16 protein-coding genes are annotated in these 13741 nt (G+C 64.1%); 15 read left to right on the top strand and 1 reads right to left on the bottom strand.

The window, feature by feature from the left end:
- Positions 1 to 30: 30 nt before the first annotated feature.
- Positions 31 to 1614: an L-aspartate oxidase gene (gene nadB, locus AzCIB_RS13860; protein WP_050416434.1), complete on the bottom strand. Its 1584-nt coding sequence runs from the start codon at positions 1612 to 1614 to the stop codon at positions 31 to 33.
- Positions 1615 to 1837: 223 nt separating this feature from the next.
- Here nadB and rpoE point away from each other — a divergent pair, with 223 nt between their 5' ends.
- Genes rpoE through nagZ form a run of 15 tightly spaced genes read left to right on the top strand, consistent with a single transcriptional unit; the run spans position 1838 to position 13738 of the window.
- Positions 1838 to 2437: an RNA polymerase sigma factor RpoE gene (rpoE, locus tag AzCIB_RS13855; RefSeq protein ID WP_050416433.1), complete on the top strand. Its 600-nt coding sequence runs from the start codon at positions 1838 to 1840 to the stop codon at positions 2435 to 2437.
- Between the two features lie 9 nt (positions 2438 to 2446).
- Positions 2447 to 3001: a sigma-E factor negative regulatory protein gene (locus AzCIB_RS13850; RefSeq protein WP_050418376.1), complete on the top strand. Its 555-nt coding sequence runs from the start codon at positions 2447 to 2449 to the stop codon at positions 2999 to 3001.
- Positions 2998 to 3963, top strand: a complete 966-nt coding sequence (locus AzCIB_RS13845) for a MucB/RseB C-terminal domain-containing protein (RefSeq protein WP_050416432.1) — start codon at positions 2998 to 3000, stop codon at positions 3961 to 3963. Before AzCIB_RS13850 ends, AzCIB_RS13845 begins: the two co-directional genes overlap by 4 nt.
- Positions 3960 to 4433 (top strand): SoxR reducing system RseC family protein, encoded by a 474-nt coding sequence (locus AzCIB_RS13840; protein WP_050416431.1) that lies wholly within the window; start codon positions 3960 to 3962, stop codon positions 4431 to 4433. The genes AzCIB_RS13845 and AzCIB_RS13840 overlap by 4 nt, the downstream gene beginning before the upstream one ends.
- On the top strand, positions 4430 to 5854 hold the full coding sequence (locus AzCIB_RS13835; protein ID WP_050416430.1) for a Do family serine endopeptidase: 1425 nt from the start codon (positions 4430 to 4432) through the stop codon (positions 5852 to 5854). Before AzCIB_RS13840 ends, AzCIB_RS13835 begins: the two co-directional genes overlap by 4 nt.
- Positions 5855 to 5856: 2 nt before the next feature.
- Positions 5857 to 6117: a glutaredoxin family protein gene (locus AzCIB_RS13830; protein WP_232299441.1), complete on the top strand. Its 261-nt coding sequence runs from the start codon at positions 5857 to 5859 to the stop codon at positions 6115 to 6117.
- Positions 6118 to 6171: 54 nt separating this feature from the next.
- The gene (gene lepA / locus AzCIB_RS13825; RefSeq protein ID WP_050416429.1) at positions 6172 to 7968 is read left to right on the top strand and encodes a translation elongation factor 4; all 1797 of its coding nucleotides are present in this window, start codon (positions 6172 to 6174) and stop codon (positions 7966 to 7968) included.
- 52 nt (positions 7969 to 8020) lie between these two features.
- Positions 8021 to 8809 carry a signal peptidase I gene (lepB, locus tag AzCIB_RS13820; RefSeq protein ID WP_050416428.1) on the top strand — a complete coding sequence of 263 codons (789 nt, stop codon included), beginning with the start codon at positions 8021 to 8023 and terminating at the stop codon, positions 8807 to 8809.
- A gap of 12 nt (positions 8810 to 8821) precedes the next feature.
- On the top strand, positions 8822 to 9187 hold the full coding sequence (locus AzCIB_RS13815; protein WP_050416427.1) for a DUF4845 domain-containing protein: 366 nt from the start codon (positions 8822 to 8824) through the stop codon (positions 9185 to 9187).
- A complete protein-coding gene (gene rnc / locus AzCIB_RS13810) occupies positions 9187 to 9864 on the top strand; it encodes a ribonuclease III (protein ID WP_050416426.1) in 678 nt (225 codons plus the stop codon). The genes AzCIB_RS13815 and rnc overlap by 1 nt, the downstream gene beginning before the upstream one ends.
- Positions 9861 to 10787: a GTPase Era gene (gene era / locus AzCIB_RS13805; protein ID WP_050416425.1), complete on the top strand. Its 927-nt coding sequence runs from the start codon at positions 9861 to 9863 to the stop codon at positions 10785 to 10787. Before rnc ends, era begins: the two co-directional genes overlap by 4 nt.
- A 21-nt stretch (positions 10788 to 10808) precedes the next feature.
- Positions 10809 to 11531: a DNA repair protein RecO gene (recO, locus tag AzCIB_RS13800; RefSeq protein WP_050416424.1), complete on the top strand. Its 723-nt coding sequence runs from the start codon at positions 10809 to 10811 to the stop codon at positions 11529 to 11531.
- Positions 11528 to 12283, top strand: a complete 756-nt coding sequence (locus AzCIB_RS13795; RefSeq protein ID WP_050416423.1) for a pyridoxine 5'-phosphate synthase — start codon at positions 11528 to 11530, stop codon at positions 12281 to 12283. The genes recO and AzCIB_RS13795 overlap by 4 nt, the downstream gene beginning before the upstream one ends.
- Before the next feature lie 10 nt (positions 12284 to 12293).
- Positions 12294 to 12674 (top strand): holo-ACP synthase, encoded by a 381-nt coding sequence (acpS, locus tag AzCIB_RS13790; RefSeq protein WP_050416422.1) that lies wholly within the window; start codon positions 12294 to 12296, stop codon positions 12672 to 12674.
- The gene (gene nagZ, locus AzCIB_RS13785) at positions 12671 to 13738 is read left to right on the top strand and encodes a beta-N-acetylhexosaminidase (RefSeq protein WP_050416421.1); all 1068 of its coding nucleotides are present in this window, start codon (positions 12671 to 12673) and stop codon (positions 13736 to 13738) included. Before acpS ends, nagZ begins: the two co-directional genes overlap by 4 nt.
- The last annotated feature ends 3 nt before the right edge of the window (positions 13739 to 13741 follow it).

Genomic DNA, 13741 nt, shown 5'->3' with positions numbered 1-13741 from the left:
CTGCGAATCCGTTCCGGCGGGGGTGGGTCCTCAGCGTCGGTGCGGTCGCAGGACGGTGGGGCGTGCGACCGGCAGCGTGTCGGGGTAATCGCGCGAGCTGTGCAGGCCGCGGCTTTCCTTGCGGCGCAAGGCGCAGCGCACGATCAGGTCGGCAGTGACGACGAGGTTGCGCAGTTCGATCAGATCGTTGCTGACGCGGAAGTGCGAATAGAACTCGTTGATTTCGCGCGACAGTAGGCGGATGCGGTGCTGCGCGCGCTGCAGGCGCTTGGTCGTGCGCACGATGCCGACATAGTCCCACATGAAGCGCCGCAGTTCCGCCCAGTTGTGCGAGATCACGACTTCTTCGTCGGCGTCGGTCACGCGGCTCTCGTCCCAGTCCGGGAGCCGGGGCAGGGGGCGGCGCGGTTGGGAAAGGATGTCGTTCGCTGCCGCCTCGCCAAAGACCAGACACTCGAGGAGCGAGTTGCTGGCGAGGCGGTTCGCGCCGTGAAGGCCCGTGTACGCCGATTCGCCGACGGAGTAGAGGCCGGGCACGTCGGTACGTGCGGCAAGATCGGTAACGATGCCCCCGCAGGTGTAGTGAGCCGCGGGGACGACGGGAATTCCCTCACGCGTGATGTCGATTCCCAGTTCCAGGCAGCGCGCGTGAATATTGGGAAAATGCTCGCGCAACCATTCCGCCGGCTTGTGGCTGATATCGAGATAGACGCAGTCGAGACCGTGCTTCTTCATCTCGAAGTCGATGGCGCGGGCGACGATGTCGCGGGGAGCCAGTTCCGCGCGGGCATCGTGCGCCGGCATGAATCGGGTGCCGTCGGGAAGCTTCAGCAGGCCCCCTTCACCGCGCACGGCTTCCGATATCAGGAAGGATTTCGCTTGCGGATGATAAAGGCAGGTCGGATGGAACTGGATGAATTCCATGTTCGCAGCGCGGCAACCGGCCCGCCATGCCATGGCGATCCCGTCGCCGGTCGCGACGCTGGGGTTGGTCGTATATAGATAGACCTTGCCAGCCCCGCCGGTCGCGATGACGGTATTGCGGGCACCGATCGTCTCGACGCGGTCGTTGGCGATGTCGAGCACATAGGCGCCAAGGCAGCCCCGGTCGGGCAGGCCCAGCTTGTCGCCGAGAATCAGGTCGACGGCAATGTGGTTTTCAAGGATGTCGATATTGGGATGCTTGCTGACCTGCTCGGTCAGCGTTGCCTGCACCGCAGCGCCGGTGGCGTCCGCCGCATGGATGATGCGCCGGTGCGAGTGGCCGCCTTCGCGCGTGAGGTGGTATCCGAGGCTCGACTGGTCTTCGCGCGTGAAGGGGACGCCGCGTCCGATCAGCCATTCGATGGCCGCCTTCCCGTGTTCGACGACAAAGCGCGTGGCCTTCGGATCGCACAGGCCGCCGCCCGCGATATAGGTGTCCTGGATATGGGCTTCGATACTGTCGGAGGTGTCGAGGACCGCAGCGATGCCGCCCTGCGCCCAAGCGCTAGCGCTGTCGGAGATCGCGCGTTTGGTGACGAGGGCGACTCGAAGACTGTCCGCCAGGCGCAGGGCGATCGATTGCCCTGCGGCACCACTGCCGAGGATGAGTACGTCGTATTGTTTTGACAAGATCGTATGTGCCAGGAATCGACAGGTTCTTCAACTATATCACGTTCGATATGCCGCTCCGGGACGTCGGTCGCCGTGCCCTTTGCGCGCGCGGGAAAACCACTTTGCGGTCTGAACTATTTCAAGTCGTGTCGGTCTTCTTGTTAGATTCGACTTTGCCGGAGACGGGGCGGGGTCGCTATACTGGCGCGGATTTTGCACAACATAGAGAAACGACCCGCCCATGAGCGATCGCGAGATAGATCAGCAGCTTGTCGAGCGCGTGCAGCGCGGTGACAAGCAGGCTTTCGGCTTGCTGGTAGCAAAGTACCAACGCAAGTTGCACAGGCTGCTGTCCCGCTTGATCCGCGATTCGGCAGAGGTCGAAGACGTGGCCCAGGAAACCTTCATCAAGGCGTATCGCGCCTTGGGGTCGTTTCGGGGCGACAGCGCTTTTTACACGTGGCTTTACCGTATCGGGATCAATACCGCCAAGAACTATCTGGTTTCGCAAGGCCGACGGGCGCCCACCTCGACCGGATTCGATTCGGAAGAGGCGGAGACTTTCGAGGAAGGCGAGCAGTTGCGCGACATCAATACGCCGGAACGTTTGATGATGACGCGGCAGATCGGCGAGACCGTCGATCAGGCGATGGAGGCGCTGCCTGAGGAGTTGCGTACGGCGATCATGCTTCGGGAACTCGAAGGGCTGAGCTACGAGGAAATTGCCAGCATCATGGATTGTCCGATCGGAACCGTGCGTTCGCGAATCTTTCGTGCACGCGAGGCGATTGCTGAAAGACTGCGGCCGTTGCTGGACACGGCACCTGATAAACGTTGGTAGGTGGTACTCATGAAGGACAGATTGTCGGCACTTCTGGATGGTGACCTCGACGAGCGATCGGCACATCCGGTTTTCGAGTCGATGCGACGGGACCGGTCATTGCGCACCGACTGGGAGGCGTACTGCCTGATCGGTGACGTGCTCCGCGGAGAACGTGACGGGAGCGCCGGTTTTGTCGGGCGCGTCATGGCGAACATCGTCGAGGAGCCCACCTTGCTTGCGCCTCCTGTGCGAGGCCCGGCGGAGGGCGGGCGGCTGTGGCAGTCCGTGATGCCGCTGGCCGCCTCGGTGATGGGCGTAGCCGCCGTGGGGTGGGTTGCCCATACCTTGTACCGCGATCAGGGGCCGGGGGCCGGCAGCCGCGTTGCCGTCGCGCGATCGTCGGCTGCCGTCGCGGCGCACACGGTGGTGCGTCCGGCTGCGGTTGCGCCGGCGCCGGTTGCGGTAGATCCGACGCGCGAATATGTGTTTGTTCATCAGGCGATGTCCGGTGGCGGACCCATATCAGGTGTGATCCAGCACGTGCGCACCGTTTCCGATGTCGGGCAGGACAGTGGTCGATGAGGCGGATGTCGGCTGTTTTGGCGATCTGCGCGGCATTGATGCAAGCGCCGGTCATCGCGGAGTCTCCGAATGATCCGTTGTCCTGGCTCGGGCGAATGGCGACTGCAGGTCAGCGCCTGAATTACTCCGGCACTTTCATCTATCAGTCGGGAAAGAACTTCGAGACGTCGCGCATCGCGCACATGAGCGATGCGAACGGCGAACACGAACGCCTGGAAGTGCTCGACGGCAGTCCGCGCGAGGTGATCCGCAGCAACAGCGAAGTGCGTTGCGTGCTGCCGGACCAGAAGACCGTGATCGTCGATCGCCCGGGTACCCGGCGCGCATTTCCTTCCCGATTGCCGGTGGCTTTCGGCGGCCTCGCGGAAAATTACCGTATCCGCAAAGGCAGCGTGGGCCGGGTTGCGGGGCTCGACGCGCAGCAGATCATCCTCGAACCGAAAGACGACCTGCGCTTCGGTTACCAGCTGTGGGCGGAACTCCAGTCGGGTCTTTTGCTCAAGGCTCGCACGGTCGATGATCGCGGCGAGATCGTCGAGCAATTCACCTTCAGTGACGTCAGGATAGGCGGTGAGATCGGCAGCGATGCCTTCCGCTCGCGCATCACGAAGAGCAGCGACTGGCGGATCGTTCACGCCAATGGCATCGAAGTGCGCAAGGAGGAGAGCGGCTGGGCGCTGAACGCGCCGCTGGCGGGTTTTTCCCTCGTGTCGGTCATGCGCAGACCCCTCGGCCGGGATCGGGGAGAAGCACTGCACATGGTGTATAGCGACGGACTTGCATCGATTTCGGTCTTCATCGAGCCGAATGACGGCGCGCGCGCTGAGCCGGGGCCGTTCGCGAGTGGCGCGATCAACATCTACAAGCGTGTCGTGGGTCCGCATCTCGTGACGGCTTTGGGCGAGGTGCCCTTGCGTTCGGTGCAGCGTCTGGGTGACGCGATCGAGCCGGTGACGCGATGAACGAAGCGCAGGGCGTGGTGGAGCGGGTTGAGGGCGGGCACGCCTGGGTTCGCCTTGCCGGGCGGGCGGGGGGCTGCGGACGCTGCGACGAGCCGGGTGGGTGTCGCTCGACCGGCCTCGCGTATGCGTTGAAGGCCCCGAGTGAAGTGTTTGCGGTTTCGAATTCCATCGATGTCAGGCCGGGCGAGCTCGTGCGCCTGCGGCTGCACGATGGTGCGCCGTTGCGGGGCGCGCTGCTGGGTTATGGCTTGTCCATCGGTCTGCTGCTGATCGGCGCTGCGCTTGGCAGCGCGCTCGCCGATCCGGGAGCGCAGGACCTGACCGCGGCGGCGGGCGGCCTTGGCGGTCTCGCTGTCGCGTTCGGGGTCAATCGCGCGGTGTTCCGCAGCCGTACCGTGCGGCGTGCGTTCGAGATCGAGATGGTGCGCGGGAGCGCAGGATGTGGTGCGGTGGGGGCGGTGCAGGAATGAGCTTCGGGCGTCTGGTGCGCGCATTTGTCTTTGCGCTGTCCTGCATGTTTGTCGTCTCTACCGCATGTGCCGCGGGCAGCATGATCGCCTTGCCGGATTTCACGCAGCTCGTGCAGCGGCATGGTGCGGCCGTCGTGAACATCAGCGCTGCGCAGGCGGGGAAGGGTGTGGGGCCTGGATTCCCCCAGCTTGCGCCGGACGATCCGATGTTCGATTTCTTTCGGCGCTTCATTCCGCGCAAGCCTGAGCATCCCCGCATCGATCCCGACAACAAGTCTCTGGGATCCGGTTTCATCGTGAGCGCGGACGGGTATATCCTGACTAATGCGCATGTCATCGATGGGGCGGAGGAAATTATCGTCCGCCTGATCGACAAGCGCGAGTTCCGCGCGCGCGTGGTCGGGGCGGACGCGCGCTCGGATGTGGCGCTGATCAAGATCGATGCGACCGACCTTCCGCGTCTGGCGATCGGCGATCCGGACAAACTCCAGGTCGGCGAGTGGGTCGTCGCGATCGGGTCGCCCTTCGGTTTCGATCATTCGGTGACTGCCGGTATCGTCAGCGCGAAGGGGCGCAGCCTGCCGGACGAGAATTTTGTTCCCTTCATCCAGACGGACGTCGCGATCAATCCCGGCAATTCGGGCGGACCGCTGTTCAACCTAAGAGGCGAGGTCGTTGGCATCAACTCGCAGATCTACAGCCAGACCGGCGGTTTCATGGGGCTGTCGTTCGCGATCCCGATCAACCTCGCGATGGAGATCCAGGGCCAGCTCAAGGCCAGCGGTCGCGTGCAGCGCGGGCGCATCGGTGTCGCGATCCAGGAAGTGACGCGTGCGCTCGCGGAGACCTTTGCGCTGCCGCGTGCGGAAGGGGCGCTCGTGAGCGCAGTTGAGCCGGGTGGTCCGGCCGCGAAGGCGGGCATCGAACAGGGTGACGTGATCGTGCGCTTTGCCGGCAAGACGGTCGAGGAGTCCAGCGACCTGCCACGCATCGTGTCCACAAGCCGTCCCGGATCCCAGGTCGGTCTGTCGCTGTACCGGGCGGGTATGCTGCGCGAGATGAACATCGTAGTCGGCGAATGGACCGACGAAGGCGCTTCGCGCTCGCGCCGGGGCGAGCGCGCGCAACCGGCACCGAACAAGCTGGGTCTGGTGCTCGGATTGCCGAGTCCTGCGCAGAAGCGCGAGCGCAACGTGGACCACGGGCTGGTTATCGAGCGCGTGCAGGGCGCAGCGGCACGTGCTGACCTGCAGGTCGGTGACATCGTGCTTGCGATCGTGTCCGGTGGGCGCCAGATCGCGCTGAAGACAGTGGATGGCTTTGCGCGCCTGGCAGCTGACGTCAAGGACGGCCAGTTGGTGACGCTGCTCGTGCACCGCGGTTCCGGGGCGAGCTACGTGACCCTGAGGGCGGGGGATTGAGCGTGGTGCGCGAATTCACCGTCATGAGTCGCGAATGGTGTCATCTGTGTCACGATCTCATCGACCGGTTGTTGCCCCTGGCTGCCGAACTCGGGTGGGCCGTGCGCGTCTTGGACGTTGATGCGGATCCTGCGCTGGAAGCGCAATGGGATGAACTGGTTCCCGTCGTTCTGGCCGGCAACACCGAGCTGTGTCATTACCACCTCGACGAGGCGGCGATCCGTGCCTATTGCGGGCGTTTTCCGCTAGAATCCGCGGCTTAGCCGATTCAACCGACTCATCCTGGGTGCCACATGGCACCTTTATTTTGTTGGCGCATGCAACACATCCGAAATTTCTCCATCATCGCTCACATCGATCACGGCAAGTCCACGCTGGCCGATCGGCTCATCCACTACTGCGGCGGGCTCTCCGATCGCGAAATGGAGGAGCAGGTGCTCGATTCGATGGACCTCGAGCGCGAGCGCGGGATCACGATCAAGGCGCAGACGGCCGCACTGGAGTACAAGGCGAAGGATGGTCAGGTCTACAACCTGAACCTGATCGACACGCCGGGGCACGTCGACTTTTCCTACGAGGTGAGCCGTTCGCTGTCGGCCTGCGAGGGTGCGCTGCTCGTGGTCGATGCGTCGCAGGGCGTGGAGGCGCAGACCGTCGCGAACTGCTACACGGCGATCGAGCAGAACGTCGAGGTCGTGCCGGTCCTGAACAAAATCGACCTGCCCGCGGCGGATCCGGACAACGCGCGCCAGGAGATCGAGGACGTGATCGGCGTCGACGCGTCCGAAGCAGTGCTGTGTTCGGCGAAGACCGGCTTGGGCATCGAGGACGTGCTCGAGACCGTCGTGCGCCGCGTGCCGCCACCCAAGGGCGACCCCACCGCGCCGCTGAAGGCACTGATCATCGATTCGTGGTTCGACAACTACGTCGGCGTCGTGATGCTGGTGCGCGTCGTGGACGGCGTGCTGCGGCCGAAGGACCGGATCCTCCTGATGGCGAACGGTGCCCAGTATCCGTGCGACCAGGTCGGCGTGTTCACGCCGCGCTCGGTTGCACGTACTGAATTGTCCGCTGGCGAGGTGGGCTTCATCATCGCCGGCATCAAGGAGTTGCAGGCGGCCAAGGTCGGTGACACCGTGACGCTCGCGAACCGACCTGCGTCCGAGGCGTTGCCCGGTTTCAAGGAGATCAAGCCGCAGGTGTTCGCGGGCCTGTATCCGGTCGAATCGAGCGAGTACGATCAGTTGCGCGATTCGCTGGAGAAACTGCGCCTCAACGACGCGTCGCTGCAGTTTGAGCCGGAAGTCTCGCAGGCGCTGGGGTTCGGCTTCCGCTGCGGCTTCCTCGGCCTGCTGCACATGGATATCGTGCAGGAGCGCCTCGAACGCGAATTCGATATGAACCTCATCACGACGGCGCCGACTGTCGTGTATGAGGTCGTGATGAACAGCGGCGAAGTGATTCATGTCGAGAATCCTTCCAAACTGCCCGACGTGTCGAAGGTTGCAGAGATTCGCGAGCCCATCATCACGGCGACGATCTTCATGCCGCAGGAGTACGTCGGTCCGGTGATCACGCTGTGCAACCTGAAGCGCGGCGTGCAGGTCGATATGCGCTACCACGGCCGTCAGGTGCAGTTGATCTACGACCTGCCGATGAACGAAGTCGTCATGGACTTCTTCGACAAGCTGAAGTCGGTTTCGCGCGGCTACGCGTCACTCGACTATGAGTTCAAGGAGTACCGTGCGGCCGATCTCGTGAAGCTCGACATGATGGTCGGCGGCGAGAAGGTCGATGCGCTGTCGGTGATCGTACACCGCGCTTCGGCACAGTACCGCGGGCGTGAAGTGGCGGCGAAGCTGCGTTCGCTGATTCCGCGCCAGATGTTCGACGTCGCCGTCCAGGCCGCGATCGGCTCGCACATCATCGCGCGCGAAACCATCAAGGCGCTGCGCAAGAACGTGCTGGCGAAGTGCTATGGCGGCGACATCTCGCGGAAGAAGAAGCTGCTCGAGAAGCAGAAGGAAGGCAAGAAGCGCATGAAGCAGGTCGGCAACGTCGAAATTCCGCAGGAGGCCTTCCTCTCCGTGCTGCGGGTGGACGAAGGCAAGTAAGCGGCGGGGCCTTGCGCCGCGCTGCGTTGAATCGCGACGAAACGGAGACTGTGTGAATTTTGCGCTGGTGTTGTTCCTGCTGCTGGTGGCAACCGCGATCCTTTGGGGCATCGACCACTTCTACGCGAAGAAGCGTCGCGCGCCCGGTGCTCCCGCGCCTTGGTGGGTCGAATACGGCGCCAGCTTCTTTCCGGTGATCCTGATCGTGTTCGGCCTGCGCTCGTTCATCGTCGAGCCGTTCAAGATTCCGTCCGGATCGATGATTCCGACGCTGCTCGTCGGCGATTTCATCCTCGTGAACAAGTGGACCTATGGCATTCGCCTGCCGGTGATCAACAAGAAGATCGTCGACGTGAATTCGCCCAAGCGCGGCGACGTGATGGTGTTCCGCTATCCGGCCGATCCGTCGATGGATTACATCAAGCGTGTCGTGGGCCTTCCGGGTGACAGGGTCGAATACATCGACAAGCGTCTGCGCATCAACGGCGAAGTGGTGTCGATCGCGCCGCTGGACGATTACCTCCATCCGGATCGCCTCTACTATTCGCCGCGTTTCCAGGAAAAGCTGGGCGCGACGGAGCATTCGGTACTGATCGAGCGCGACGTGCCGCCCTTCGTGCCGCAGGTGCTCGATTATCCGCATCGCGAGAACTGCACCTATACTACGGCCGGCGTGCGTTGCACCGTACCCGAAGGGCATTACTTCGTGATGGGCGACAACCGCGACGCGAGCAGCGACAGCCGCGTCTGGGGATTCGTTCCGGATGAGAACATCGTCGGCAGGGCGTTCTTCATCTGGTTCAACTTCAACGACATGAAACGGATTGGCGGGTTCCACTAAAACGGAGACGGCATGCGGGTGAAGAAATGGCAACGGGGCATGAGCCCCATCAGCGTACTGGTTGTAGGCGGGCTTCTTGGCTTCGTGCTGCTGATCGGCTTTCGTGCGGTTCCGGCGGTAAACGAGTACTTCGCGATCCAGCGCATCATCAATAAGGTGGCGGGCGAGGGTGACGGCGGGGCGTCGATTGCCGACATGCGCAGGAGTTTCGAGCGCAGCGGGCAAATCGATGACGTGTCGACTGTCACCGGCGCGGACCTCGACATCAGGAAAGAGGGCGGCAAGGTCGTCATCGACGTTGAGTATTCGCGCAAGGTTCCGGTCGTGTCCAACGTCAGCCTGCTGATTGACTTCAAAGCGACGACGACCGGGAAATAGTGGCAGCCAATCTGGATCGTCTCCAGCGCGCCGTCGGACATCAGTTCACGGACCGCGCGCTGCTGGAACAGGCGCTTACGCACCGCAGTTTCGGGCAGCCCAACAACGAGCGCCTGGAGTTCATCGGCGACAGCATCCTGAATTGCGTCGTCGCGATCGCACTGTTCGAGCGTTTCGGCGAGTTGCACGAAGGCGAGATGTCGCGCCTGCGGGCTTCGCTCGTGTGTCAGGACGGCCTGCACCGCGTCGCCCGCGAACTCGATCTCGGCGAGTACCTGCGGTTGGGCGAGGGGGAACTGAAGAGCGGCGGGTTCCGGCGGCCCTCCATCCTCGCCGACGCGCTCGAAGCCATATTCGCGGGGGTGTTTCTCGACCGGGGTTTCGACGCGGCGAAAGCGGTGATCGACCGTCTGTACGCGCCGCTGATCGCAGATATCGATCCCCGCGTGGCAGCCAAAGACCCGAAAACTGCGTTGCAGGAGTACCTGCAGGGGCGCAGGATGGCGCTGCCGAACTACACGACGGTGAAGGTGCATGGCGAGGCGCATGCGCAGGAATTCGAGGTCGCCTGCGAGGTCAACGCACTGAAGATCCGTACCACCGGGCGGGGCACGAGTCGTCGCGCCGCGGAGCAGCAGTCGGCCGAGAACGCGCTGACGCAGTTGAGGAAGTCATGAACGAGAATATCGGCCCGGAAAACGGACCTGCCGCAGTGCCCGAAGGATTCCGCACGGGTTTCGTCGCCATCGTCGGACGGCCCAACGTCGGCAAATCGACGCTGCTCAACCGCCTGATCGGGCAGAAGATCAGCATCGTCTCGCGTAAGGCGCAGACGACGCGGCATCGCGTCACGGGCATCCTGACCAACGATGAGGCGCAGTTCGTCTTCGTCGATACGCCGGGTTTCCAGACCAAGCATCGCAATGCGCTCAACCGTTCGATGAACCGGACGGTGTCGCAGGTGCTCGCCGACGTCGATCTCGTGCTCTTCGTGATCGAGGCCGGCCGTTTCGGCGAAGACGACCGCAAGGTGGTCGAGGTGCTGCCGCAGGAAGGGAAGGTAGTCCTCGTCATCAACAAGGTCGATCGGCTTGCCGACAAGACGCAGTTGCTGCCCTTCATCGCGCGCGTGAAGGACGTCTATCCGTTCACGGAGATCGTGCCGCTCAGCGCCGAGCGGGGGACGAACGTCGAACAGTTGCTCCGGGCGGTGACGCCGCTGCTCCCCGAGGGCGCGCCGATGTACGGCGAGGACGAGGTCACGGACCGCAGCGAACGTTTCCTCGCGGCCGAATTCCTGCGTGAAAAGCTCTTCCGCCTGCTGGGGGACGAACTGCCCTACGGCATCGCGGTGGAGATCGAGAAGTTCGAAACGGAAGGCAAGCTGCGTCGCATCCATGCTGCGGTCGTCGTCGACCGTGCCAGTCACAAGGCTATGGTCATCGGCAAGGGCGGCGAACAGTTGAAGCGCATTGCCTCGGAAGCGCGCGTGGAGTTGGAGCAGTTGTTCGACGGCAAGGTCTTTCTCGAGGTGTGGGTCAAGGTGAAGAGCGGCTGGGCGGATGATGAGCGCGCCCTCAAGAGCCTGGGCTACGAATAAGGCCTGCGGGCGCGTGCCGTCGTGAGCCAGAAGCAGCGCGTCGACCAGCAGCCCGGTTTCGTCCTGCATACGCACCCTTGGCGCGAGACGAGCCTCATCGTCGAAGTCTTCTCGCGCGATCACGGCCGCGTCGCATTGGTTGCCAAGGGCGCGCGGCGCCCCATGTCGGCGCTGCGCGGCGTCATCATGGCGTTTCAGCCGCTGCTGCTGGATTGGTCGGGTGGCGGCGAGATGAAGACGCTCGTGCGCGCCGAGCGCTGCGGCGGACAGCCCTTGCTGGCCGGTCGTGCGCTGATGTGCGGTTACTACCTGAACGAGCTGCTCGTGCGCCTGACGGCCCGCGAGGATCCGCATGCCGTGCTGTTCGACGCATACGCCCGTGCGATTGCGACCCTCGGCCGCGGCGAGCCGCAGGAGCCGGTTCTTCGTCGTTTCGAACTCGCGCTGCTGCAAGAGCTCGGTTACGGCATCGGCCTCGCGTCGGACAGCGACTCGGGTGCGCCGCTCGATCCCGGCGCCGCGTACGTCTATATAATCGAGCGCGGTCCGGTGCCGGTGCCGGAGGGCGCGGGCGATTTGCCGGCAACGAGCGGGCAGACTCTGCTCGACATGGAGCGCGACGATTTTTCCCGCGCCGAAACGCTTGCCCAGAGCAAGGTTTTGCTTCGTATGCTGATCAATCATTACCTCGGCGGGCAGACGCTGCAGTCGCGCCGGGTGCTAAAGGAGTTGCTGGAGCTGTGATCGAACTCGGCGTGAATATCGACCATGTGGCGACGCTGCGCCAAGCGCGCCGCACCTGGGAGCCGGACCCGGTATGGGCGGCCGTGGAGGCGCATCTCGGCGGCGCGGACGGCATCACCGTGCATCTGCGCGAGGACAGGCGCCACATCCAGGACGAGGACGTGCGCAGACTGCGCGAACTTACGCAGGTCAAGTTGAACCTCGAGATGGCGGCGACGGACGAGATGGTCGCGATCGCGTGCCGCCTGAAGCCGGAGATGGCGATGCTGGTGCCCGAGGGCCGGCATGAGGTGACGACGGAAGGCGGCCTCGATGTCGTCGCCCAGGAGGCGCGGCTGAAGACCGTGGTTGGGCGGCTGGCCGACGCCGGGATCGTCACGAGCGTATTCATCGATGCGGAGATTGCGCAGGTCGACGCCGCAGCGCGCATCGGCGCGCGCGTGTGCGAGATCCACACGGGGCCTTACGCACACGCTTTCCACAATGCCGGAAGGGACGCCGAGAGTGCATCCGTGCTCGCGGAAATCGCAAAGGTGCGCGAGGCGGGTGACGCGATCCGCGGCTTGGGCATGCGCTTCAACGCCGGCCACGCCCTCAACTACTACAACGTGCAGCCGATCGCCCGGCTCGCAGGCGTGCGCGAACTGCACATCGGCCACGCCATCGTCAGCCGGGCGGTGTTCGCGGGCATGCGCGAGGCGGTGCGCGAGATGAAGCGCCTGATGCGCGAGGCCGCAGGGCAGGACTGCTGAGCGTCGCCGGATGATTCACGGGATCGGTACGGATATCGTTCAGATCGCCCGCCTGGGCGCTGCCCTGGAGCGCAACGGCGAGCGCTTCGCCGCGCGCATCCTTCCGGCCGGCGAGGAGCGCGAAGGCTTTCGGGCGAGTCGTGATCCGGCCCGATTCCTCGCCAAGCGTTTTGCTGCCAAGGAGGCCTTCGGCAAGGCCCTTGGGACCGGCGTTGCCGTCCCGGCGACACTGCATGCGGTTCGGGTCGGGCACGACGAACTCGGCAAGCCGATTTACCTGTTCGACGACGGGCTTGCCGCCTACATGCGGGAGCGCGGACTGACTGCGCACCTGAGCCTGAGCGACGAAACCGATTACGTGGTCGCGTTTGCGCTGATCGAGAAGCCATGAATTCGACAACTCAAGACAAGTTGCGCCTTCCGCTCGGGCCGGTGATGCTCGACGTCGCGGGCACCGTGCTCACCGACGAGGAGCGCGAACGCCTGTGCGATCCGCTGGTCGGTGGCGTGATCCTGTTCGCACGCAACTTCACCGGTTCGGAACAGCTCTCGGCGCTGACGGCCGAGATCCACGCGTTGCGCGATCCGGCGTTGGTGATTGCGGTCGACCACGAAGGCGGGCGTGTGCAACGTTTCCGCACTGACGGCTTCACGCGTTTGCCGTCGATGCGCAGGCTCGGGCAGCTGTGGGCGGGCGACCACGTCGCAGCGCTGGATGCGGCGCGCGCCGTCGGCTATGTGCTCGCGTCCGAACTGCTGGCCCACGGCGTGGACCTCAGTTTTGCGCCCGTGCTGGACCTCGATTACGGCTGCAGCCGGGTGATCGGGGATCGGTCCTTCCATCGCGACCCGCAGGTGGCGGCGTCGCTGGCTCAGGCTCTTGCTGCAGGTATGGCCGAGGCCGGGATGGGCTGCGTTGGTAAGCACTTCCCGGGACATGGTTTCGTCGAAGCGGATTCGCACCTCGAAATCCCGATCGACGAACGCGACTTCGAAGCGATCTGGAACGAGGACATCGTTCCCTACCGCCATCGCATCGGTCGGCAGCTGTCCGGTGTGATGCCCGCCCACGTCATCTACCCGAAGGTAGATCCGAATCCGGCGGGCTTTTCGCCCTTCTGGCTGCAAGACGTGCTGCGCAGACGCGTGGGCTTCACGGGTGTCGTGTTCAGCGACGACCTGACGATGGAAGGGGCCGCGGTGGCCGGCGATATCCTCGCGCGTGCCAAGGCTGCCTATGCGGCCGGCTGCGACATGGTGCTGGTGTGCAATCGCTCGGATCTGGCTGCCGATCTGCTGGACCGCTGGGTTCCCGACGTGCAGCCCGAGAGTCGCACACGCATTGCGGCCTTGCGCGCACGTCCGCAGTTCTGCGATTCCTTTGCGCTCGAGCTGAGCCCGCTCTATCAGCAGGCGCGCGGGACCGTCGCGGGGATTCCGGAAGAGTTCGCCTGAGCC

The organism is Azoarcus sp. CIB (assembly GCF_001190925.1).
Classification (GTDB): Bacteria; Pseudomonadota; Gammaproteobacteria; order Burkholderiales; family Rhodocyclaceae; genus Aromatoleum.
Note: the sequence above shows the minus strand (reverse complement) of the source record. Positions and strands in the feature narration are given on the sequence as shown.

Excerpts from the sequence above, each read along its gene's own strand:
- rpoE (WP_050416433.1), top strand. The coding sequence starts at position 1,838 with ATGAGCGATCGCGAGATAGATCAGCAGCTTGTCGAGCGCGTGCAGCGC.
- AzCIB_RS13850 (WP_050418376.1), top strand. The coding sequence starts at position 2,447 with ATGAAGGACAGATTGTCGGCACTTCTGGATGGTGACCTCGACGAGCGA.
- AzCIB_RS13845 (WP_050416432.1), top strand. The coding sequence starts at position 2,998 with ATGAGGCGGATGTCGGCTGTTTTGGCGATCTGCGCGGCATTGATGCAA.
- AzCIB_RS13840 (WP_050416431.1), top strand. The coding sequence starts at position 3,960 with ATGAACGAAGCGCAGGGCGTGGTGGAGCGGGTTGAGGGCGGGCACGCC.
- AzCIB_RS13835 (WP_050416430.1), top strand. The coding sequence starts at position 4,430 with ATGAGCTTCGGGCGTCTGGTGCGCGCATTTGTCTTTGCGCTGTCCTGC.
- lepA (WP_050416429.1), top strand. The coding sequence starts at position 6,172 with ATGCAACACATCCGAAATTTCTCCATCATCGCTCACATCGATCACGGC.
- AzCIB_RS13815 (WP_050416427.1), top strand. The coding sequence starts at position 8,822 with ATGCGGGTGAAGAAATGGCAACGGGGCATGAGCCCCATCAGCGTACTG.
- era (WP_050416425.1), top strand. The coding sequence starts at position 9,861 with ATGAACGAGAATATCGGCCCGGAAAACGGACCTGCCGCAGTGCCCGAA.
- acpS (WP_050416422.1), top strand. The coding sequence starts at position 12,294 with ATGATTCACGGGATCGGTACGGATATCGTTCAGATCGCCCGCCTGGGC.
- nagZ (WP_050416421.1), top strand. The coding sequence starts at position 12,671 with ATGAATTCGACAACTCAAGACAAGTTGCGCCTTCCGCTCGGGCCGGTG.